General features: G+C 54.9%; 20 protein-coding genes and 1 pseudogene. 9 read left to right on the top strand and 12 right to left on the bottom strand.

What is annotated here, in order from left to right; translation table 11 throughout:
- Positions 1–11: 11 nt before the first annotated feature.
- The gene (locus tag KTE_RS26845) at positions 12–3,215 is read right to left on the bottom strand and encodes a LuxR C-terminal-related transcriptional regulator (protein ID WP_236600589.1); all 3,204 of its coding nucleotides are present in this window, start codon (positions 3,213–3,215) and stop codon (positions 12–14) included.
- Positions 3,216–3,550: 335 nt separating this feature from the next.
- Here KTE_RS26845 and KTE_RS26840 point away from each other — a divergent pair, with 335 nt between their 5' ends.
- The gene (locus KTE_RS26840; protein ID WP_201386431.1) at positions 3,551–3,775 is read left to right on the top strand and encodes a hypothetical protein; all 225 of its coding nucleotides are present in this window, start codon (positions 3,551–3,553) and stop codon (positions 3,773–3,775) included.
- Between the two features lie 226 nt (positions 3,776–4,001).
- Positions 4,002–4,796 (top strand): DUF899 family protein, encoded by a 795-nt coding sequence (locus KTE_RS26835; protein ID WP_201386429.1) that lies wholly within the window; start codon positions 4,002–4,004, stop codon positions 4,794–4,796.
- A 326-nt stretch (positions 4,797–5,122) separates the two neighbouring features.
- Here the strand turns inward: KTE_RS26835 and KTE_RS26830 are convergent, their stop codons facing one another.
- Positions 5,123–5,923 (bottom strand): SDR family NAD(P)-dependent oxidoreductase, encoded by an 801-nt coding sequence (locus KTE_RS26830; RefSeq protein ID WP_201386427.1) that lies wholly within the window; start codon positions 5,921–5,923, stop codon positions 5,123–5,125.
- Between the two features lie 165 nt (positions 5,924–6,088).
- Here KTE_RS26830 and KTE_RS26825 point away from each other — a divergent pair, with 165 nt between their 5' ends.
- On the top strand, positions 6,089–7,300 hold the full coding sequence (locus KTE_RS26825) for a helix-turn-helix transcriptional regulator (protein WP_201386420.1): 1,212 nt from the start codon (positions 6,089–6,091) through the stop codon (positions 7,298–7,300).
- A 25-nt stretch (positions 7,301–7,325) separates the two neighbouring features.
- Here KTE_RS26825 and KTE_RS26820 read toward each other — a convergent pair whose 3' ends face one another.
- Positions 7,326–7,493, bottom strand: coding sequence for a hypothetical protein (locus KTE_RS26820; protein WP_201386419.1), 168 nt, complete (start codon positions 7,491–7,493; stop codon positions 7,326–7,328).
- A 203-nt stretch (positions 7,494–7,696) separates the two neighbouring features.
- Positions 7,697–8,611, bottom strand: a complete 915-nt coding sequence (locus KTE_RS26815) for a hypothetical protein (RefSeq protein ID WP_201386418.1) — start codon at positions 8,609–8,611, stop codon at positions 7,697–7,699.
- Positions 8,612–8,762: 151 nt separating this feature from the next.
- Here KTE_RS26815 and KTE_RS26810 point away from each other — a divergent pair, with 151 nt between their 5' ends.
- Positions 8,763–9,707: a zinc-binding dehydrogenase gene (locus KTE_RS26810; RefSeq protein ID WP_201386417.1), complete on the top strand. Its 945-nt coding sequence runs from the start codon at positions 8,763–8,765 to the stop codon at positions 9,705–9,707.
- A 6-nt stretch (positions 9,708–9,713) separates the two neighbouring features.
- On the opposite strand, the gene KTE_RS26805 is transcribed toward KTE_RS26810, so the two are convergent.
- Positions 9,714–9,986 carry a hypothetical protein gene (locus KTE_RS26805; RefSeq protein ID WP_201386416.1) on the bottom strand — a complete coding sequence of 91 codons (273 nt, stop codon included), beginning with the start codon at positions 9,984–9,986 and terminating at the stop codon, positions 9,714–9,716.
- 94 nt (positions 9,987–10,080) lie between these two features.
- Here KTE_RS26805 and KTE_RS26800 point away from each other — a divergent pair, with 94 nt between their 5' ends.
- The 3 genes from KTE_RS26800 to KTE_RS26790 all read left to right on the top strand — a co-directional run bounded on the left by KTE_RS26800 (position 10,081) and on the right by KTE_RS26790 (position 13,108).
- Positions 10,081–11,067 (top strand): GTP-binding protein, encoded by a 987-nt coding sequence (locus KTE_RS26800; RefSeq protein WP_236600588.1) that lies wholly within the window; start codon positions 10,081–10,083, stop codon positions 11,065–11,067.
- Between the two features lie 27 nt (positions 11,068–11,094).
- Positions 11,095–12,006: an aminoglycoside phosphotransferase family protein gene (locus KTE_RS26795; RefSeq protein WP_201386415.1), complete on the top strand. Its 912-nt coding sequence runs from the start codon at positions 11,095–11,097 to the stop codon at positions 12,004–12,006.
- Between the two features lie 466 nt (positions 12,007–12,472).
- Positions 12,473–13,108 (top strand): LysE family translocator, encoded by a 636-nt coding sequence (locus KTE_RS26790; RefSeq protein ID WP_201386413.1) that lies wholly within the window; start codon positions 12,473–12,475, stop codon positions 13,106–13,108.
- Positions 13,109–13,181: 73 nt separating this feature from the next.
- Here KTE_RS26790 and KTE_RS26785 read toward each other — a convergent pair whose 3' ends face one another.
- From KTE_RS26785 to KTE_RS26770, 4 genes are all read right to left on the bottom strand, one after another.
- Entirely contained in the window at positions 13,182–13,457 is a 276-nt protein-coding gene (locus KTE_RS26785) for a hypothetical protein (protein ID WP_201386410.1), read from the bottom strand.
- A gap of 117 nt (positions 13,458–13,574) precedes the next feature.
- Positions 13,575–14,105, bottom strand: a complete 531-nt coding sequence (locus KTE_RS26780; RefSeq protein WP_201386406.1) for an ATP-binding protein — start codon at positions 14,103–14,105, stop codon at positions 13,575–13,577.
- Positions 14,059–14,598 (bottom strand): group II intron reverse transcriptase/maturase, encoded by a 540-nt coding sequence (locus tag KTE_RS26775; RefSeq protein ID WP_255552950.1) that lies wholly within the window; start codon positions 14,596–14,598, stop codon positions 14,059–14,061. The genes KTE_RS26780 and KTE_RS26775 overlap by 47 nt, the downstream gene beginning before the upstream one ends.
- Before the next feature lie 191 nt (positions 14,599–14,789).
- Positions 14,790–15,314 (bottom strand): GNAT family N-acetyltransferase, encoded by a 525-nt coding sequence (locus KTE_RS26770; RefSeq protein ID WP_201386396.1) that lies wholly within the window; start codon positions 15,312–15,314, stop codon positions 14,790–14,792.
- Positions 15,315–15,581: 267 nt separating this feature from the next.
- Between KTE_RS26770 and KTE_RS26765 the strand changes: the two genes are divergently transcribed.
- Positions 15,582–15,791 (top strand): PLD nuclease N-terminal domain-containing protein, encoded by a 210-nt coding sequence (locus tag KTE_RS26765; RefSeq protein WP_201386394.1) that lies wholly within the window; start codon positions 15,582–15,584, stop codon positions 15,789–15,791.
- Positions 15,792–16,653: 862 nt separating this feature from the next.
- A pseudogene (locus KTE_RS26760) lies at positions 16,654–17,094 on the top strand (GNAT family N-acetyltransferase); the annotation flags it as partial.
- A 576-nt stretch (positions 17,095–17,670) separates the two neighbouring features.
- On the opposite strand, the gene KTE_RS26755 reads toward KTE_RS26760, so the two are convergent.
- From KTE_RS26755 to KTE_RS47795, 3 genes are all read right to left on the bottom strand, one after another.
- Positions 17,671–17,922: an antibiotic biosynthesis monooxygenase gene (locus tag KTE_RS26755; protein ID WP_201386390.1), complete on the bottom strand. Its 252-nt coding sequence runs from the start codon at positions 17,920–17,922 to the stop codon at positions 17,671–17,673.
- Positions 17,923–18,026: 104 nt separating this feature from the next.
- The gene (locus tag KTE_RS26750; protein WP_201386388.1) at positions 18,027–19,010 is read right to left on the bottom strand and encodes an aldo/keto reductase; all 984 of its coding nucleotides are present in this window, start codon (positions 19,008–19,010) and stop codon (positions 18,027–18,029) included.
- A gap of 309 nt (positions 19,011–19,319) precedes the next feature.
- Entirely contained in the window at positions 19,320–19,583 is a 264-nt protein-coding gene (locus KTE_RS47795; protein WP_236600585.1) for a PPOX class F420-dependent oxidoreductase, read from the bottom strand.
- Between the last annotated feature and the right edge of the window lie 86 nt (positions 19,584–19,669).

The raw sequence follows: 19,669 nt of genomic DNA, 5'->3' as shown, positions 1-19,669 counted from the left end.
AGAACGAGGTGCTAGAGCAGCGAGCGGGCACGCGCCAGGGCCACTGCCTGTGTGCGGCTGCTCGCTCCCAGCTTGCCGAACAGATGACTGACATGTTTCTTGACGGTGTCCAGAGAAATCACCAGGGTCTGAGCGATGTCCTGATTGGAGGCTCCGGTTGCCAACAAGCGCAGGACTTCCTCTTCGCGTCTGGTCAGGGAAATCCCCGGCGCCCTGGAGATGACCGATGGCTGCCGAGCCGAGGAAAGCGCAGGCTCGGATGGGGTTGCCCCCTCTAGCGATCTGCTCGCGCCTGACTGCTCCTGCTCGAAGGCAGCGAGCAGCTTTGCGATATAGGCTCTGGTGGCAGCAGCCAACTCGTGCTGCCCTACGTGTGTGGTGAGCAACGCTAGAAGCGCCTCCCTCATGAGTTCGCCCTCATCCAGATACACGCGCAGGCAGCCCTCTGGTTCCGTCAGGGCAAAGAGGCGTGCTGCGATCTCGCGGGCCTGCTCGTGCTGGCCTGTCTGGTGCAACGCTACCAGCAACTGAGCCAGATACGTTATGGTGATCCTGACATTGGCCGGTCGATCCAGGTGTCCGCTCCAGCGTTCCAGCAAGTTCAATGCCTCCCGAAAGCGAAACTTCGCGAAATACACGCGGATCACGATTGGGAAGGCATCATACAGGTTCCTGTCCCATGGCCCCTCTGGAAAAAGGACACCACTCACCCAGTCGGACGCCTCCTTGAGCTGTCCTTGCGCCAGCCACCATTGTGCTCGCAGCGTCAATAGCCAGTCTGAGTAGGTCCAATAGCGTTCGCGCTCTACCAACTGCTCCAGCTCATGCAGTGCCCGCTCGGCGAGCGAGCACTCACCCCTGGCGAGTTCGACCTGTATCAAGCAGGCATATCCCATCCCAAGCACATTCAGATGCGGCCAGGCTGTGGCGTCCTGCACGATTGTGTCCAGCAAGCTGTGTGCTTCCTCCAGACGGTTCCACTGGTAGAACACAAGTGCCAGGCAGATCTGGAGAAATCCCTTCAGCGGGGCATAGCCCGCGATCTGTTCGACCAGGTCGAGGGTATCCAGACTCTCCTGATAGGCCAGGCGCAGGTGTCCTGCCTCCATTTGCGAGAGTGCCAACCATTCCCTGACCCTGCTGATCGCATAGAGGCTTGCCGATTGGCTCACCCGCTGCTTTGCGGAGAGCAGCTGCGGCACAAGCACCGCTCCCTCTTGCCGGTCCCAGTAGTGGAGGAGGAAACGGCAGAGAAGAGGGAAAATTTGCCAGATGACCTCCTCATCCTGGTCAAGCTCCTGGATCTCCTGATACAGAGCGCTTAAACGCCCATACTCCCAGGTGGCCATCGCCTCATACCAGGCCATCTCTGCGTGTAACAGGCGCAGACGCCGATAAAGCCTCGCCCCCCGAACCTCGGTGGGAAGAACGGCGCCCGTACCTGTACGGGTGGCTACGGTCAGGTGGCTGTATTCGTCCATATGGAACGGCAAGGCACTCTCCACCCGCGCCATGAGCTGCTGCGCCTGCTGGTAGACCCTGGCCCGCTGCTCGCGGGTCGTCTGTGTGACCGTGTTGAGTAGGTAGAGGGCGGTCGTGAGCAGCAGACGAGCGTGCTCGTGCACGAGCGGTTGGGGCAGCGCGAGCACCCAACGCGCTATCGTCTCGGCCTCTCCACGCAGCCAGAACTGCTCGACGGTTTGCTCCATCAACCGCGCTGCCATGGAGTAGTCAGCGGCGGCAAGCGCATGGGGAATGGTCTCGTACCATTGCTCCTGGGCCTCATAAAAGGCAGCGGCCCGCTGGTGCAAGAGCGGCACCAGCTCGGGTTGCGTGCTGTGGAGAACGGAGAGCAGGGCTTCGCGGAAGAGAGCGTGCAGCCGATAGGTGCGCCGCTCCTCATCCTGAGGCACCACAAAGAGGTTGGCCCGCTCCAGGAACATGAGCATCTGTTGGCTGACTGCTCTGGTGGGTGCAGCGGTCACGGCCTGGCACGCGGCGGCGTCCAGGCGCGAGAGGAGAGCGCTCTTGAGCAAAAAGTCGCGCACGCGCTCAGGCAGACGGGCCAGGATCTCCTCTTGCACATAATCCAGGAGATAGCGCTGGCTGCCGGTCAACTTCTCAAGAAAGGCCGCGCGATCGGCGCGTTGCTGCAGGGTAAGCGCGGCCAGGTGCAAGCCAGCAATCCAGCCCTCGGTCCGGCTCACTAGCCTGCGCACCTCGTCGGCTTCGAGCGCAGGGGAGAGCAGCTGACCCAGATACTGGCTCGCCTCGCCCTCTGCAAAACGCAGTTCGTCTGCATGGATCTCGGTCAGGTGTCCGCGCACCCGCAGGCGTGCAAGGGGCAGCTCCGGGTCGACGCGGCTGGAGAGGATCAGATGGACGTGTGCAGGGAGATGCTCCAGGAAGAAACACATGCCCTCGTGAATGGCTGGATCGCCGATCACCTGATAATCGTCCACAATCAACACGATGGGGGCAGCATGCCCCTCGCTACCTTCCAGTTCCTGGAGCAACGCCGTGAGCACGGTGGACAGTGGTGGCGGCTGGGGGGATTGCAGCAGCGCTATCGAGCTCGCTCCAAAGCTCGGAGGAAAGCTGGGGCAATGGCGCAGGGCTGCGATCAGCGCGACCCAGAAGCGCGTCGGTGTCGTGTCCAGGTCGTCCAGCGAGAGCCAGGCGATCTGGCTCTTTCGCTGACTGGCCCAGGTCGCCAGCAACGTCGTTTTGCCAAAACCAGCCGGAGCCGAGACCAGGGAGAGCCTCGTGGCAAGCGCCGCATCGAGGGCGGCAAGCAAGCGCTCGCGCTCGATGAACACGTTCGGCAAGCGAGGCGGAGAGAGCTTGCTGGAAGGTGGCGCTATCCCCTGGGAAGTCGCGTGCGCGGGCTTCTGTTCGGGCAAGAGCATCCTGGCGGTCTCCTCTAAGCGAGCCAGCGAGAGGGTCTGCGTCCGTCCCAGATAGCGCTTGCGGGTGCGGCGATGGTGCGTGCGATAGGCATACCAATAGCCGCTTCCACGGGAGCGGGCTTCTTTGAGGACCGAGATCCTTCCCGCTTGCCCCTCAAAGGCAAAAGCGGTGTGTCCGTCCAACCAGCGAGCAAATGCCGACGGGTCTTCTGGAAGGAAATCCTGCTCGGGTTGGCCGTGGCTAGAGAGGGTGTAGTGTTTGTGCTCGTGTGACCAGATAAGCGCATGGACTAATGGTTTAGGCATCGTTTTCTTCCCTTGCCGTTGGGTATTCCATCCACCCCCAATCCCCAACACGCAGAAGTATACTACACCCAAAGGTCGAACCGCAAACCAGCCTGTCAGCCTGGGCGAGGAAAGCGAGATCAATCTAGAAAAAGTGTCATCTCCACTGTGCATGATCTTTTGACAATTCACAACCACAATCGACTTGTCGGAGAACGCTCGACCGAGAATAGCCATTCTCGATCGGGTTTTTCCCATCCTCATGCTCCGCTTCGTTGTACACAGCAGGGAAAAGGTCAAAGTTCGCCGCGAAATCTTGTCGGAGAATCGTTTGAGAGAAAAGTTAGGAGAAAGAGATGCCAGATACCCGCAGCGATCCGGCCATCTTCCAGGAGTTCCGAGAAGCACTGGGGACGCGTGATCCCAAAACAATCGCAGCCTACTTGGCGACTGGTAAATTGCGTGAATGTTCGACGATTTTTGAGGTGAAAAGTAGGAAATCGGCGCGAATGTTTGGAACGGGTGGCCGCTCTCAACCAGAATCCGCGCGAGAAGCAGGCTGTTGCACGCACTTGTTGTAAATTCGTAGGAGAGCGACTTCCGCCAGCACCCATGCTAGGCTTTCGTCAAGCCAGGTCAGGCACGTCGGCTGATCTTCCCCAGGCCAGAGTCGGGCCGAGGATTTGAGCAAGATCCAAGAAGTTTTTTTCACGTCGAAGCCAGTAGAATAGAGGCACTTACAAATGAGAAAATCTACTCTCCCTATGTGCTCTCCCGAATGCCAGAGGGGGAAGGAAGGAAACACCTATGAACACACATGATCAGCACCGTTTCCCCAAAAGCCTCGACACCCCCGCGCTACCTGCGGTGGTCGACCGGGCCACCTGGCAGATGGAACTGGACAAGCTGCGCATTCGGGAAAAGGTGCATACCCGCGAAGGGGATGCGATCGCGGCGGCTCGAAGGCGTCTGCCGATGGTGGAGGTGGACCCCACCATCCCGCTTCTCGGCCCGCATGGACCGGTCACGTTGCTGGAGGTCTTCGAGGGCCGAAGGCTTCTGATCGTCTACTTTCACATGTGGCATACTGGTCAACCCGCCAGCGCCCAGTGCGAGGGCTGCACCTTCTCCAACAGCCAGGTTCGCGAGCTGTCCTACCTGCATTCCCGCGACGTTACCTACGCCACGTTCTGCGAAGGTCCGTACGAGGAGAGCATCCGTTACCGTGACTTCATGAGTTGGGATGTTCCGTGGTACTCGGTGCCGCAGGACGCCGTGGACCAGCTGGTCGCAGACCGGCACTTCGGCATCCTGGTCAGCTATCTCCGAGACGGTGACCAGATCTTCGAGACCTACTGGACCACCGGCCGCGGCAATGAAGTGATGGCACCGTCGTACGGACTCCTGGATCTGACCGCCTACGGCCGGCAGGAGTTCTGGGAGGACTCGCCCGAGGGCTGGCCGCAGCGGTGGGATTCCAAAGGTGACCAGATGCGGCTGGACGGCCGCCCGACCGCCCAATGGTCCCGGCTGGCGGCTGGACGCTCCGACAACCTCGGCACCAAAACCACTGCCCCAAACGGCAGCCCAAACCAGCCATGAGCCTTTTGAGCAACACCGATGTTGTGGTGATGGTAAATGCCCTACGAAGTGAGAAGATTTGGCCCTCAAACACGGGAAATTGCCCTCAATCGTGAGCACTGACACAAACGTTCCTGGACAAAACCGCTCCTCATCTGACTTCTTGCCACGATGTCTTGGAAAGAGGATGAGACCAGATTCCGATGGTCAGTGAAGGAGTGGGTGGTGTCTACAACCTCTGCGGATACCACCCACTCCTTTCTTCGGCAACGTGGGGACAGGTGGGGCCAGAAAAATTGGCAACGTATCCATTCCTTGTTTTCTGTTTCCCCGGCATCGTTGCGGTCTTAGATCACCGAACGAATCGTGCCGCCATCGACGCGGAGAGTTGCGCCACTCACATAATCAGCGATCGGGCTCGCCAGATATGCTACTGCTGCGGCGATCTCCTCTGGCCGACCGAGGCGGCCCACGTCATTAGGAGCTATGGCCTGCGTAGCGTTGCGCTCTATGTCCTCCCATGTCTCGCCCCAGCCATGAGCCTGTGCCATATGGGTGAGCCATGCCCGAGTTGCCTCCACAAGAATCATGCCAGGAGCCACAACATTTGACGTCACGCCGGTGTCCTTCAGTTCACGTGCGAGGGAGACCGCAAGATTGTGGCGGGCCGCCAGCGACGCGTTGTAATGTGGCATGGTTGCGCTCGGTTGCTGCGACAGGCCACCACCGATCTGGATGACTCGTCCCCAATGTTGCTCACGCATTTGTGGCACCAGACGTTGAATCATCCGCACGGCGGAAATGACGTTGGTATTGTATGTCTGATCCCAGTCCGCAACCGTCGCCTCCGTCCATGAGAGGAGGGGAATGACTCCAACATTGTTGACCAGAATATCAATAGGTCCGAAAGCTTGCGCCGCGACGGCAACCGCGTCAGCTCCAACATCGGTGGTGAGATCACCAAGCGCGACCTCGGCGCGACCGCCTCCGTCGCGGATCGTTTTGGCTACCGCGTTGGCTCGGCTTTCGTCGCGACCATGCACCACGACCGCAACGCCCTCCGCAGCGAGCAGCTTGACGATCGCCTCGCCTATCCCTGAACTCGATCCGGTCACCAGTGCCCTCTTTCCTGCCAGTTGTAAATCCATCTTGTCATCCCTTGTCTTTCTCGTGACTTCTTGCAGGCACTTCACCTGCGTCTCTATGGTATACTGATGGAGATCCTAGAACAAGATGAGCAGAATTCCTAGGAATGAGACTCCTATGGTTCACTCGGTCATCGTTCCCAACCGCCTTGAGCAAAGGAGGAGCATTTGGTACTCAAGCTTCAACAACAAGACCATCGCCTGCAGGAACTTGGAGATTTTTTGCGGACGCGTCGGGCAAGGCTGACGCCTGAAGAGGTGGGACTACCGCGAGGAAGCAGGCGCAAAACGCCTGGGCTCAGACGCACAGAAGTGGCACAACTGGTGGGGGTGAGCGTGGATTGGTACACCTGGTTAGAGCAGGGACGTTCTATTACGCCTTCCACGCAGGTCTTAGAGCGCCTGGTGCAGACGTTGCGCCTGGATGCGAATGAGAGAACCCATCTCTTCCTCTTAGCCCAGCAACAACCACCGCCGGCGCTGTTGCGGGAACCCGAGATCGTGAGCCCAGCGTTACAGCATTTCCTTGATCAGTTTGGTACGCGGCCAGCCTTTGTGTCAGGAAGACGATGGGATATCCTGGCCTGGAACGATGCCGGGTGCGCGGTCTTTGGCGATTACCGCCGCAGGACCGCTCCCCGCGAACGCAATACGATCTGGGGCGTCTTTACCGATCCCCTGGCCCGACAATACATCGTCGATTGGGAAGAAGATGCGCGCCAGCTCTTAGCGCAATTCCGCAGCAGTTGTGGGCGTTATCCTGGAGATGCCCAACTGACCGAATTGATCCATGATCTCATGCTTGCCAGTCCTGAATTTCGCGCCTGGTGGCCTGATCATGAAGTACGGGGTGGACAAGAAGGGCGGAAAACGCTCAACCATCCACAGGTGGGGTATCTCGTGTTTGAACGTCTCACCTTTCAGGTCTTTGATACACCAGATCTCAAAGTCACCGTGTATACCCCGTTGGAGGAAGCGGACACGCCTCGCAAAGTGGAGCAGCTTCTGGAGCAGTGGTATCTGCGTGTTGGGCAGGGGCCTCATCCTCCTCAAGCGGCCCACCATCTTCCACAGACCCAGCGATCAGGACAAGACACGGTTGGATGGTGGCTGGAAGCATGCGGTCAAAGAGTGAAAGGGGCATGGGTAGCGAACGGTGACGTCATGATCTCCTATGCAACGTGGTGCGAGGCACACGGATACACTCCAAAGAAGGCAAAAGGCTTAGCGCAATCGTTAGCGGCACATGGCCTGGAAGTCGGTGTTCGACAATGGGTCTCCACAGGTCCAGGGAGACGTACAAAAACACGAGGAGTTCGAGGTCTCCGTGTGCAAGATGGCTCTCAGCCCTCGAAGACCAATGGGGACAGATCGTCATGAATGCTCATCCGTCCCCACTGGGAGATCATCTTCCTAAACGAGTTTCCTGTGTTGTCTCTTTTTTCAGAGAGAGCAGAGGAATGGCTGGAAACTTCTCTCTTTTTTCTTGATACGTTATCGGTTTTTCTGGCCCCATCTGTCCCCACGTTGCCGAAGAAAGGAGTGGGGTGGTATCTGCAGAGGTTGTAGACACCACCCACTCCTTCACCGAACATAGGAACCCGGTCGCATCCTCTTTCCAAGACATCGAGGAAGGGCCAGATTAAGAAGTGGTTTTGTCCAGGAACGTTTGTAACAGTACTCACGATCGAGGGCAATTTCCGGGTTTGAGGGCCAAACCTGCCCCCTTCGTAGGGCATTTACCAGTACAATCTTGGATGGAAGAGATTTTTCCCGTCATGAGGTCGCACTTCCGAACGAGGCATACACGGCCCGCGCCGCCTCATCGACCGGCAACATCGCCATAACTGCTGGATAGATCTTGCTGCTCACCGAGATCAGCGTACTCTGGGTGCGTATAGGGAGCATTTCGCCGGTCGTCGGCATGCGCGCAAGGAACAACTTCGACGGCGGCGCATCCTCCTGGCTGGTAGCCTCTCGCGCCATCTCCCAGTACTCCCGAAAGCCCTCGATCGCATACCATTGCTGCATTAGATCCTGATACCACGGCTCGTACTGATAGAGTATATTATTCTGTTTGAAAAGCTGAATGCCGTACAACACCTGTTTCTGCCACGTGGCGCGTGCCTCTGCACTAATCGAGGAGCGCATGCGAATAAGAGGACGAAAGAGGAAATAGACCAGGTTGCGCTGATGCGGCAGCAACGTCTCAAGGGACGGAAACTCAAGCAGATACAGAGCGAACTCGTTTGCAGCATTGATCTGGAACGAGCGTGTGATTACGATGGACGGATAGGGCAACGTCTCCATCAACTGATGTGCACGCTCCAACGCCTGCTGCAACTCCTCGCCCTCCCACTCGGTCTGCTCAGGCACATATTGCGCCGCCAACAAGATATCGTTGCGCTCGCTCAGGCTGCACTCCAGATAGTAGGCAATCGTCATCAGCAGCGAACGGTCTGGCAAGCGACTGGAGCGTCCGATCAGCCAGTTTTTATAGGTTGGACAGGCTTCGTCATTGAGTTCCTGTTGCGTAAAACGCTTGAGCCGAGGATGGCCCTTCTCGTGATATTCCTCCTGGCGCTTGTAACGCACTGCTTCAATCGCATTGAGCATCTGATGGAAAACACGCGCATGCTCTTCTAAACTTGAGGGCGTGACCTCACCTTTTATGGGTAGTTGAAATTGCATAGTTCTCTCATATTACTGGCTATCGATCTCTTATAACAGAAAAAGGGCTAAAAAGTCAGGTGTATTTTTACTCTTGGTATAACAATTAACTTCATCTATACTATCCTCAGCAGACAAAAATGTCAAAAAAGTAAGGAAAGGAAAGAGATAAATGAGTTCAATACGTGCAATAGTTGTTGATCCTTCGGTAGCAGGAGGTTTTGCCTTCAAAAAGGTGGAAGCGCCCCAGATCGGCCTATCGGAAGCACTCGTAAAAGTTGAAGCCATTTCGTTGAACCGGGGAGAGGCGATGATGCCTGCGAGGCTCCCGGCTGGCACTCGGCTCGGCTGGGATCTAGCCGGAACCGTGATCAAGCAAGCTGCTGATGGAACAGGACCAAAGGTTGGGAGCCGGGTCATGGGCGTGCTTGACACAGGTTCATGGGCGGAGCAGGTTGCGGCCCCTACAAACAGGCTGACAACAATTCCTGACAACGTAACGTATGCTCAAGCAGCAACTCTCCCCCTTGCCGCGCTCACTGCGCTTCGTGCGCTTGAGAAAGGAGGATTTCTCCTGCACAGGCGCGTGCTGATTACCGCCTCCACGGGCGGCGTGGGGTTCTTCGCAGTTCAACTTGCCCGCAAAAGCGGTGCCTATGTCGTGGGTGTTACGCGTAATGCTCGCAACGTAGGATTGGTTCGTGAGGCGGGTGCAGATGAAGTGGTTGTGGGGAACGATCTCTCGGCAGCGCGCGCCTATGGTCCTTATCATTTGATTGTAGAACTGGTCGGAGGGAAAACGTTTACCAGCGCGCTCCCTCTCCTGGCACCAGGGGCAACCTGTGTGGTAGTGGGTGCAGCGGCATCTCCAGAGATGACCACTAATCTTATGGGTTTAATCGGCACCGGAGGATCTACCATTCGCGGGCTGAATATGTACGCGGAGTTCGCCAGCGGTGCTATCTCCGAAGATCTGGCTTGGTTTGCGCAAATGGTGGCTGATCGGCAATTGCAGACAGGAATTGAGGTAGAGGCCTCCTGGACCGAAGTGAATGAACTCGCGCAACGTTTGATGCAAAGGCAATTTACGGGTAAAGCGGTTTTGCATATAGATTAAAGGGAATCATCCATTATGCAACCGAATCATAAATTCAGTCAGGTTGGATGGAGTGACTTCTTGCACTCCCAACTGCTGGTGTAAGAGGAAGCAGTAGTACCATTGGAAACGTGTGCAGTGGTTGCTGGTGTCCGTTGAGTGGCGGTCTTTCAGCCGAGAAAGTCCTTCACTTCTGGGACAAACTGGACGAGGGTGAGCCAGCTTGACGATGTGCTGGACTTGCTTGGTTTGGGGAATGGCACAGAGATGGAAGATGACGAGCGACTCCTGTGGGTGCATCCCCTTCCAGGCGAGATTAGGCTTTCTGAAATGGAAGAAGAGAACGAACAGCAATCGTCACCACCTGGCCAGCGCGAGGGTGCGCCACAACTTTTTGCAATGCGAAGGTCTTTCTCCACTGCCTCATCCGTTCTCAGCATCACTGGAGAAGAGACGGGGCATCACTATCAAGGCCTCTGTGGCCTCTTTTTTTGTTAATGATCTTAAAATCAATCTGATTGATACCCCTGGACACGCGGACTTCCTGGCTGAAGTTGAGCGCTCCTTTAGCGTGCTAGATGGCGCTGTGCTGATGATTTCAGCCGTCGAAGGGATCCAGGCACAGACCCACATTCTGCTGTCGGCCCTGCAGAAACTTGCGATCCCCACCATTATCTTTATCAACAAAATCGATCGCAGCGGCGCGCAATCTGACTCCTTGCTGCAACGTATCAAGGACAAGCTCACAGAGCATATTCTTCCACTTAATCAACCAACACAGCTCGGGACCAAACAGGCTGCCATTATCCCCAATGCTCTGCATGATCCTGTGTTCCTACAAACCTGTCTTGAACAACTCGCGCTTAATGATGAGTGTCTGCTTGCCGCCTATGTGGAGGACGAGCGCATGGCACCGGAACAGGCCTGGAGCGCGCTCAAGCAGCAAGCCGGGACGGCACAGATCGCGCCGGTCTTCTTTGGTTCAGCCATTACGGGTGTCGGCGTCAAAGAGCTGCTGACCCATCTCGCCGACCTGTTTCCATCCCAGACCAGTCTGGAGGAGGAGCCATTGTCGGGCATCGTCTTTAAGCTGGAGAAGGAGGCGACGGGTGAGAAGATCGCTTATGTGCGGGTTTTCGCTGGCAGCTTGCAGGTGCGCAACCAGGTAAACTTGCTACGCCGCACGGCGGATGGCGCGAGCGAGACGTATACGGGCAAGATTCAGAAGCTACATCTGTTCCGCGAAGGTACCACCGAGCAGGTGCCGATGGTGGCGGCCGGCTATCGTCAAAAAGAGGGCGATTATCCCACGCGCAAACGCATGGACTATAATCCATTGCACCGTGAGGAATACCAGCTGCATGTCCACCATGTACGTTAAGGGCCTCTAGAAAGAGTTGAATATTTTATGCAGAAGAACAAAATGCATGCCGATGAGTTAGAGATCGATATTCCGCTAGTCCGTCGCTTGCTGGCGGACCAGTTTCCACAGTGGGCCGACCTGCCGCTCAAGCTGGTTCTCCCCTCCGGAACTGACCATGCGATCTATCGATTAGGGGACGAGTTGTCCATCCGGCTACCGCGCATCGAATGGGCAAGCGGACAGGGGGAAAAGGAGTGGCTATGGTTGCCGCGCATTGCGCCCCATCTACCTCTGGATATTCCTGTCCCACTGGCTCAAGGAAAACCAGGCGAGGGCTATCCCTGGTCCTGGTCAATTTATCGCTGGCTGCCGGGAGAGAACGCCATGCATGCGCATATCACTGATGATGTGCAGGCGGCACATGATCTGGCGCGCTTCATCACCGCCTTGCAGCGCATCGATCCAGTTGGCTGGCCTGAGCAGGAAGCACCACGCTCCTCGCGCGGTGTTCCACTCGCCAAGCGCGATAAGTCTACCCGCGAAGCCATCGCTGCTCTGGATGGTATGTTAGACACCGACGCGGTGACGGCGGTATGGGAAGCAGCACTCCAGGTACCAGCATGGCAAGCGCCGCCTGTCTGGATCCATAGCGACCTCTCGCCGCTAAACCTGCTGGTCCAGAACGGCCGCCTCAGCGCCGTCATCGACTTCGGCGGCCTGGGTATTGGTGATCCTGCCTGCGAAATGATTGTCGCCTGGAGCTTTTTCACGCCCAACACACGCGAGATCTTCCGCGCGGCACTACAGGTCGACGACGCCACCTGGGCCCGTGGACGCGGCTGGGCGCTCTCCATCGCCCTGATCGTCATTCCTTACTACCAGCACACCAATCCTGTCCTCACCAGCATCAGCCGCCACGTCATCGACGAAATCCTCGCCGAACACCGGCGCACCTGATAGATGATCCGGCGTAAAACCTTATAAACGCGAACGAAATGGCATAAAGGCAACTTTATCCCAAAACAAATCTACACGTAACTGAAACAGAAAAGATCCGTCCGTCTTCAGCAAAAAACTCATGTTGGTGTTTTTGTCAAGGATATTGAGGACCAATTTCTAATCAGATTCGGAACAACTTTCCCCTTTGAGCATGGCAATGCCAATCAGATTCGGGGGCCATTTGACAACGGAAAAAGGGACCACGTCGCTTTTGACAACGAAAAAGGGCGCCACCTCTCTCCTCTGTGCTCATCTTGCATCATAGCTTCATGACTTGCCCGAGTGGTCGTGAGGTGTAACCCTGAAGCGTCTGATATACAGCAGAAACCTTTCTTTCCTCCTCGAACAACTAGACAACGGGATCATTCTTCTGATAAAGTAGGAGAAAACAACATGTACCGCACACGCAGTTAAGGAGGTTTGGATGCCTACTTGGACGACCTTTTCACTCTTCCTGCTGGCAGCCCTGGGACTGCTCTTCATTCCTGGTCCCGCCGTCTTGTTTGTCATGACGCGCAGCGTGGATCAAGGGAGGCGAGTCGGAGTCATCTCTTCGCTGGGCGTTGGGGCAGCGGATCTCATCCAAACCACAGCGGCAGCCTTTGGACTCTCTGCGCTCCTGCTGACCTCTGCCCTCGCGTTTAGCGTCGTGAAATATCTTGGGGCTGCCTATCTGATCTATCTTGGCATTCGCACCCTCTTGAGACGAGATGAACCCCACCTGACGGAGAGAGCCGAGCCAAAGAGCCTTCCTCGTATGTTTTTGCAGGGCATGGTGGTCGAACTGCTCAATCCCAAGACGGCTCTGTTCTTTTTAGCTTTCTTGCCACAATTTGTTGACCCGGCTCGTGGAACAATCGCCTTGCAATTTCTCCTGTTCGGGAGCCTGTACACGATCCTGGGTTTCTGTAGCCTGACGTTGTATGGGCTGGTAGCCGGGACAACAGCCACGTTGATCAAAGGGAGCACACGCTTCCAACGTATCCAACGGTATGTGACGGGAAGTATTTACATTGCTCTCGGTCTGACGGCAGCATTTGCCAGCTCAGAGAAAAAATAGCTGGTTCTGTTTCGAGCGTTTTGTCGCAGAACTGTGAGATGAAGCTAGATGCTGGTTGCTCATGAAAGCATGCTCACACGCTGCGCTGGTCTACAGGCAGATCCTCGTGACTGAAGACAGCGAGGGGTGTACCATCATAGTTTGAGGTGAGACGCTCACCATGATGTACCTCGACACGTACTGCATCTGGTTTGAGGAGAAGGACGCTGCGTGCAGTGTGCATAGCTCCCACCAAGTCACGATGGGAGGTGATACGAGTCACAATCTGATCAGTGACATCGCGTGCGATCACGACCAACCCGCTAGGGAGTGGTTCGGGGCGACGCTGTTTCTGGGACGATCTTGCCATGTTGCACCTCTTCGATGGCTTGAGTGGTGAAATCATGGGGTGCGGCCGAGAGCGCTTTGTTCTAGACGCGCTCTCGGTCATAGAACGTTGATGCAGGCGGAGAGAGAGGAGCCGCGCTCAGGAGGCTTCGTTTGGCCCCTCTTCCCCTGGTTGCTCAGTCGTTGCGCGTTTTTCGCTTTGCTGGAGCCGCCGGCGAAAGCGGAACAACTCGCCAAGAAATTCGAGAATATGGGCGCGATGGGTGAGCCTGTCCAGCAACGCCGCCGTAAGATGTTCCTCCCCCATCACGGAATTCCAGTCGCCGAACTTGAGATTGGAGGTAATGATGATCGCGCTGCGTTCGTAGAGCGCCAAGCAGAGTTGAAAGAGGAGATTGGCCCCGTCACGGTTAAAGGGAATGAACATGACATACCTGCGCCTGCTGTGAGACAACCACATGACAAAGATCTGCGCCGTTTGCCGCACCCCGGCGATGGTAGCGACGGCCTCCCCGTAGGGTAGCCAGCCGACGAAGGTGACATTCCTGCTCCTTTTTCCGACTGGCCCCCTCCAAACTGATCGTACAGCTTTCACTGTAATCAGCTTTCCAGCATCATCAGGTTCATCCTGTCTGTGAACGTGATACTGTGCGTCTCTGTGGGCGTCCATGTTGGATATCCATGTGGCAGGTGTGACAGAGGGCGAGTGTTTTTCGCCTGCGAGAAACCATGATTTGTGCCCATTGTGGCTTCTCTCGACCAGTGTACTTTTCCAAGTCCTTGAGCGCCCAGATGTGATGCACCTCTATCTGAGCCGTCATGCGAGTTGCCCCGCATGGTTCACAGATTTGAGACAAGATCCGTCGTTCTAGTTCCGACCGTTTCCAGGCATATTGCTTCAATTCGTCCTCAATGGGTGCGGTGACATCCCAGGTAAGGGGGATACCTCCCCCAGTGGCTACTAATGGTTTCTTTTCCTCTCGCGGGACCGTGATCTGGAGTCCTTTGTATTTTTTCCCATTGACATCCAGTCCCGCTCGATATTTCTTGTATACCTTGCGAACGGACATCTTGTGTTTCATCGCCAACGTCTTTGTTAGTGAGACTTCCATAGTCCATTTCAGTTTTCCGAGAGTGTAAAGAGATATCCCTTTCGTGGGCAAACTCCGTGCATTAAGAACTGTCTTTTACCCCCATTTTACAATTGATAGCAGATGCGAGCATGGAAACGGTCTGTGCTCAAGCTTGCTTTGTAAAATGGGGGTAAAAGACAGGGCTTTAGCCATGGGGAGGATGTCAATAAAGTCCTGCTCTAGAGCTTTCTAGGGCATACCTCTGGCGTGTCGCGCGAAGCTTACTCGCCGCGCAACTTGCTATACAATACTTGGTCGTGCCAGTCACCATTGCGCCACTGGGCTTTACGCAGAACGGCTTCGCGCGTAAAGCCCGCCTTTTCCAATGCGCGTTGCTCCGGTCTATTCGTAATGTCTGTTATCGTTTCCACGCGGATGATGGGAAAGGTCGCGAACAGGTAGTCCGTCAGGAGGCGTTGCGCCTCGACGCCGTAACCCTTCCCCTGGTGATCGGGGTGCAGGCCAATGCCAATCATGTAGACTCTATTTCCCTCGCCAGGGCCATGGCTCGTCGTATGATAGCTGAGGCGACCAATAAGTGTGCCATCCAATGTGGCCGCGGCCAAACGCCCCAAGCGATTGCTAACCATCCCATCCTCGTCGAAGTCGCGCTCCATATTACCATATCCATGCAAGCCGAAGTTGTTGAATTCACCCACGAAGTGGGGATCATGGCTCCAGGCTTCCAGTGTGTCCAGGTCTTTCCGCTTGAAGGGGCGCAAGATAACCTTTTCTCCTCGTAACATATCGTACTTTCCTTCCCTGGCTGTACTAGGCCATCGAGTACTAATGGACCGGATTACAACGCTAGCGTTTCCCAACGGAATCTGATGCCCTTTTCCTGGAAAAGCATCATTGCCGTGTTTCAAAAACACTGCCGTCCCACATTCTACCACTCCACTAAACTGGGGAACGATCACTAGCTTGATAATATTTGATCTTTTCATTCTCATTTCGTCCTACTCCTTACTGGCATTTTTAACTTTTTGCACGCTTTCTGAAAGGATTCTGCTATGCCTTTTGGCGTTCATCCTTTAACACTTGTTTTGCTCTTTCCTTTGCTTTTAAGCGCTTTCTGGATCTGGATGCTTATCGATTGTATTCTGAACAAAACCATAAAAGATAGCCAGAAACTTCTCTGGTTTCTTCTCATCCTCTTCACCCACATCATCGGTGCTCTTCTCTATGTACTCATCGGGAGATCTCCTCAAAAAGCCTCTTAATGGGGTGAATACTTCAGAAGAGAAGCCCTTACAGCAGGTGCTATAAGGGCTGATGAGAGTTCTATTGCTGAAAAAACGTATACACAACACAAGAAGAATGGAACATCTTTGAGAGGGGATTTCGTGCTCATGTCTGAGATTGAGGTAGTCCCTTGCCCAAAATGTGAGGCAAATCGCACGACGGTAGAAGTATTACGTGGGAGGCTGTATTTTAACCAGTATCCCCTACAAAGCCCCAAACGGCTCTTTTACCTGCAACCCGGCTGCTTTTTTCGTACCTGGGAAGATCCCATCATTGGGTCCACTGCGAACGGGGACTCCGCTTAATCTTGAAAAGATATTCGCAGAATCATGGAGAGCCAATTTTCATCAGCCAAAATATGCGGCTTGGATCATTCAAAAGGCTTTGGAAGCGGGTTGGAAGCCAGAGCAAAGCAGGAGTCCGTTCATTATCGAGCAGGGTCTTGAGTGGCTCATGCAGAGGAGTTGATCAGATGGAGAAAGAAGGCCTCTATAATTGCAAGTAGGCATTCTCCTTAGCACAAATGTTTCGTGCAGAATGGAGGAGTCACTTGAAATTTCCGTATCTTCCCCGTTACTTTCGCCGTATCCGTAGCGTCGGCATGATTCGCCAATGATATGGAGCCAAGGCCGATAGACGAACCTGGGATAATCCACAGTATTCTCCACATCCGCATATGAAGCGTCCCGACCAGGCGCTCTTTGCTGGTTCATGGGACGACATCGAGATCGCGTATCGCCGCTTTGATCGTCATACGTGAATTCGCAGAGAGGTGCTCGATAGCCGAAAAAAGCTGAAGCGCCTTCATCGGCGGCGCGAGGCTCGTCAGCAGCGAGCACACGAGAAGTGTTGGCGGCCTTGCGCGACTACAAGGCAGGGACCGCCCTGCCTTTTGCGATTATCGCGTTGGCGGATGGTCGGGCTGTAGGGTCGACGCGGATTGGCAATATTGATCAGGTAAATCACGGAGTGGAAATTGGCTGGACTTGGTTGACGCCTGCCGTTCAGCGGAGCGGGATCAATACCGAGTGCAAGTATCTCCTACTACGCCACGCTTTTGCGGAGTTGGGCGCGATCCGTGCTCAACTCAAGACCCATCACCAGAATCTCCAATCGCAACGAGCGATCGAACGGCTGGGAGCGACGAGAGAGGGAATTTTGCGCAACCATAGGGTCATGGCTGATGGCTCATATCTCCATTCGGTCTTGTATAGCATCATCGAAAACGAGTGGCCAGCGGTGAAAGCTCACCTGGAGGCAAAACAGGCAATATATGCGTAATTCGAGTTCGTGCTTATAATCACCTGGTATAAATGTAAATTTTGCACTGGACTGAGTGTGGCTTTGCATTGGACTGAAAGCAACTTTGCATTGGATTCGTGCTGGCTTTGCACTGGAACAGCAAATTTTGCAGTGGAGCGGGGAGAAAAGCGCGGCTTTTCTCCCCGCTCCAGCCAAACGCCACAAACCCATCCACGAGAGGAAGAACCTCCTCCAAAACAACAAGGGTCCTGGTTGGAATGGTGAGAAAGGCTCTGGCTGTTGTGCTACTCTTCACGAAGAAGAAGTAGTTTTTCCTGTGAACGTTGCTCATGAGAGAGGAAACACCATCCCATGTCGAGTGCCCAACGTTTTTCCTTCGACATGCTCTATGCTCTCTTGAAAACGATGCAATGGGCATGTCAAGGATCAAGATTGGAGGCAAACGCTTCATCGCGATGATGCTTCTTACAACTTGAGAGCGGGTTTCTCCTCATCATTGAGCACCTATTACCAGGTTTTTACTGCTGTCTGGAGCCCTAGGCTTCTGGCAGGACCAGATAGTTCCCCATACTGTCTGCTAAATTTTTGATCCTCTCAATGGATTGCCTCCCGTTCTGGGTGCTGAAGCGTCTTGTGCCAATCTTCTCGTGTCCGCCACTCCACTTGATAGAGAATATGGGTGTGATCCTCGCTCGGATAGATATTCACTGAGAGCAATCCTGGGAGTGAACGCTGCCAACGGTTCGCTGTCTCCAAAAGGAGATCGTACAACGCCTGGTGTTGGACTGCGGTGACAGTATATACTGCCGTCTCGGTATATGCATCCAATGGATTATTGTACATCATCGAAAGAAGCCTTCATTCTGCGTATTCTAACTACATCTCGTCGTCACGAACAGCCTGAAGTTGGATGAGCCCTTTAGAGTCATGGAAGATCCTGGCAGACCTGGCTAATCGCGGGAGATTAAACGCATGTCAGCCTCACTCTTGCGCTCTCCGACAGCCTGCCCAACGCTGGTTTCCAATTGTGTGACTTCTTCCGCGCTCAACACTATGCGCGAGGCGGAGATATTCTCTTCCAGATAACGCAGATGCTTGGTTCCGGGAATAGGCACAATGTCGTTTCCTTTGTGCAAGAGCCAGGCCAGAGCAATCTGTCCGGGCGTGACGTTCTTCTGGCTGGCCAGTTGCTTGACCCGTTCAACCAGTTCGGTATTCCTGGCAAAATTCTCTCCCTGGAAACGAGGATCACTCCGGCGAAAATCATTTCCAGGCAGGTCCTGGGTGGTTTTGACTTCACCCGTCAGGAAACCGCGTCCCAGCGGACCGTAGGCCACAAAACCAATCCCCAACTCGCGTAAAGTGGGCAGGATTTCGGCCTCTGGCCCACGCTCCCATAACGAGTACTCGGTTTGCAAGGCCGTGATAGGATGGACTGCGTGGGCGCGGCGAATGGTCTTTGGCCCTACTTCAGAGAGACCAATATGGCGGAGCTTGCCCTGCTTGACCAACTCTGCAAGTGTACCGACAGTCTCTTCGATGGGCACCTGCGGGTCAAGCCGATGTTGATAGTACAGATCGATGTAATCCGTCTGCAAACGCTGCAATGACTCGTCAACGACCTTCACAATGTGATCGGGACGGCTATTGGGACGACGCTCGCCATGCTCTCGCCACTCCCAGCCGAACTTGGTGGCAATCATCACCGAGTCGCGCCGTCCCTTCAAGGCGCGGCCTAGCAGTTTCTCATTCGTAAAGGGCCCATACGCCTCAGCCGTATCGAAAAAGGTCACGCCCAGGTCGATGGCCCTGTGGATCACACGTATCGCCTCTTCTTCGTTGAGGGGCGTTCCATAAAAGCCTGTCAAACCCATACAGCCAAATCCTAGTTCCGAGACCATCAGCTGTGTTTTGCTAAGGACGCGTGTTTGCATGTTTCTTCTTTCCCTTCCAATCCTGATCTTTCTCTTCGTTCATATGATACTTACGCGGAGACCAAGAGGATGGCAGATCGTCTCATGGCTGATGCGCACCACGCGCTCTTTTTCTTGCAGTCTCCGCGGTGTGCTTGCTTGTGTTCGCTAGTCCATGGAAGTGGTGTGTTCTGGTTGGACGTCCATGGAGGTGGTGTGTTCTGGTTGGACGTAGAAGATCACGTACTCGTCTTCAGGCTGGTTGTAGGGGTAGTGATCGACCCCCAGGTATTTCTTGGCCAGGGAGTCGATAAACGTTCTCTGCGGATCTTATTCGATGCGCACCACCTTGCCACGAATCTCTACATAATGATAGAGATTCTGGGGGTCGGTGATGGACAGCGCGATATGCGGATCGCGTTTCAGGTTGCGATATTTCTGGCGCGCCTTCGTCTGACTGATACGCACATAGGTGCCGTCCCAGTCAAACCAGACCGGGGTAGACTGCGGCTCGTGATGAGGCCCAATGGTTGCGACGTGAGCCAGGCTGGTAGAGTTGAGAATAGTTATCTCTTTCTCTGGAATAACACTCATGGTTTTTCTCCGTTTTACTAAGATAGGTGGTGGTAACATCATCTGAGCAGAGAATGTCTCGTTATTTGTATTGCAGCGACCTGTCC

This window comes from Ktedonobacter sp. SOSP1-85 (assembly GCF_016587415.1).
Lineage (GTDB): Bacteria > Chloroflexota > Ktedonobacteria > Ktedonobacterales > Ktedonobacteraceae > Ktedonobacter.
This window is presented reverse-complemented; position numbering and strand designations above follow the sequence as displayed.

Bases quoted from the DNA above. Each gene is read 5' to 3' on its own strand.
- KTE_RS26785 (WP_201386410.1), bottom strand. From the start codon at position 13,457: ATGGCAAGATCGTCCCAGAAACAGCGTCGCCCCGAACCACTCCCTAGC.
- KTE_RS26810 (WP_201386417.1), top strand. From the start codon at position 8,763: ATGAGTTCAATACGTGCAATAGTTGTTGATCCTTCGGTAGCAGGAGGT.
- KTE_RS26845 (WP_236600589.1), bottom strand. From the start codon at position 3,215: ATGCCTAAACCATTAGTCCATGCGCTTATCTGGTCACACGAGCACAAA.
- KTE_RS26830 (WP_201386427.1), bottom strand. From the start codon at position 5,923: ATGGATTTACAACTGGCAGGAAAGAGGGCACTGGTGACCGGATCGAGT.
- KTE_RS26835 (WP_201386429.1), top strand. From the start codon at position 4,002: ATGAACACACATGATCAGCACCGTTTCCCCAAAAGCCTCGACACCCCC.
- KTE_RS26795 (WP_201386415.1), top strand. From the start codon at position 11,095: ATGCAGAAGAACAAAATGCATGCCGATGAGTTAGAGATCGATATTCCG.
- KTE_RS26780 (WP_201386406.1), bottom strand. From the start codon at position 14,105: ATGGACGCCCACAGAGACGCACAGTATCACGTTCACAGACAGGATGAA.
- KTE_RS26765 (WP_201386394.1), top strand. From the start codon at position 15,582: ATGCCTTTTGGCGTTCATCCTTTAACACTTGTTTTGCTCTTTCCTTTG.
- KTE_RS26755 (WP_201386390.1), bottom strand. From the start codon at position 17,922: ATGATGTACAATAATCCATTGGATGCATATACCGAGACGGCAGTATAT.
- KTE_RS47795 (WP_236600585.1), bottom strand. From the start codon at position 19,583: ATGAGTGTTATTCCAGAGAAAGAGATAACTATTCTCAACTCTACCAGC.
- KTE_RS26770 (WP_201386396.1), bottom strand. From the start codon at position 15,314: ATGTTACGAGGAGAAAAGGTTATCTTGCGCCCCTTCAAGCGGAAAGAC.
- KTE_RS26750 (WP_201386388.1), bottom strand. From the start codon at position 19,010: ATGCAAACACGCGTCCTTAGCAAAACACAGCTGATGGTCTCGGAACTA.
- KTE_RS26790 (WP_201386413.1), top strand. From the start codon at position 12,473: ATGCCTACTTGGACGACCTTTTCACTCTTCCTGCTGGCAGCCCTGGGA.
- KTE_RS26840 (WP_201386431.1), top strand. From the start codon at position 3,551: ATGCCAGATACCCGCAGCGATCCGGCCATCTTCCAGGAGTTCCGAGAA.
- KTE_RS26815 (WP_201386418.1), bottom strand. From the start codon at position 8,611: ATGCAATTTCAACTACCCATAAAAGGTGAGGTCACGCCCTCAAGTTTA.
- KTE_RS26805 (WP_201386416.1), bottom strand. From the start codon at position 9,986: ATGCACCCACAGGAGTCGCTCGTCATCTTCCATCTCTGTGCCATTCCC.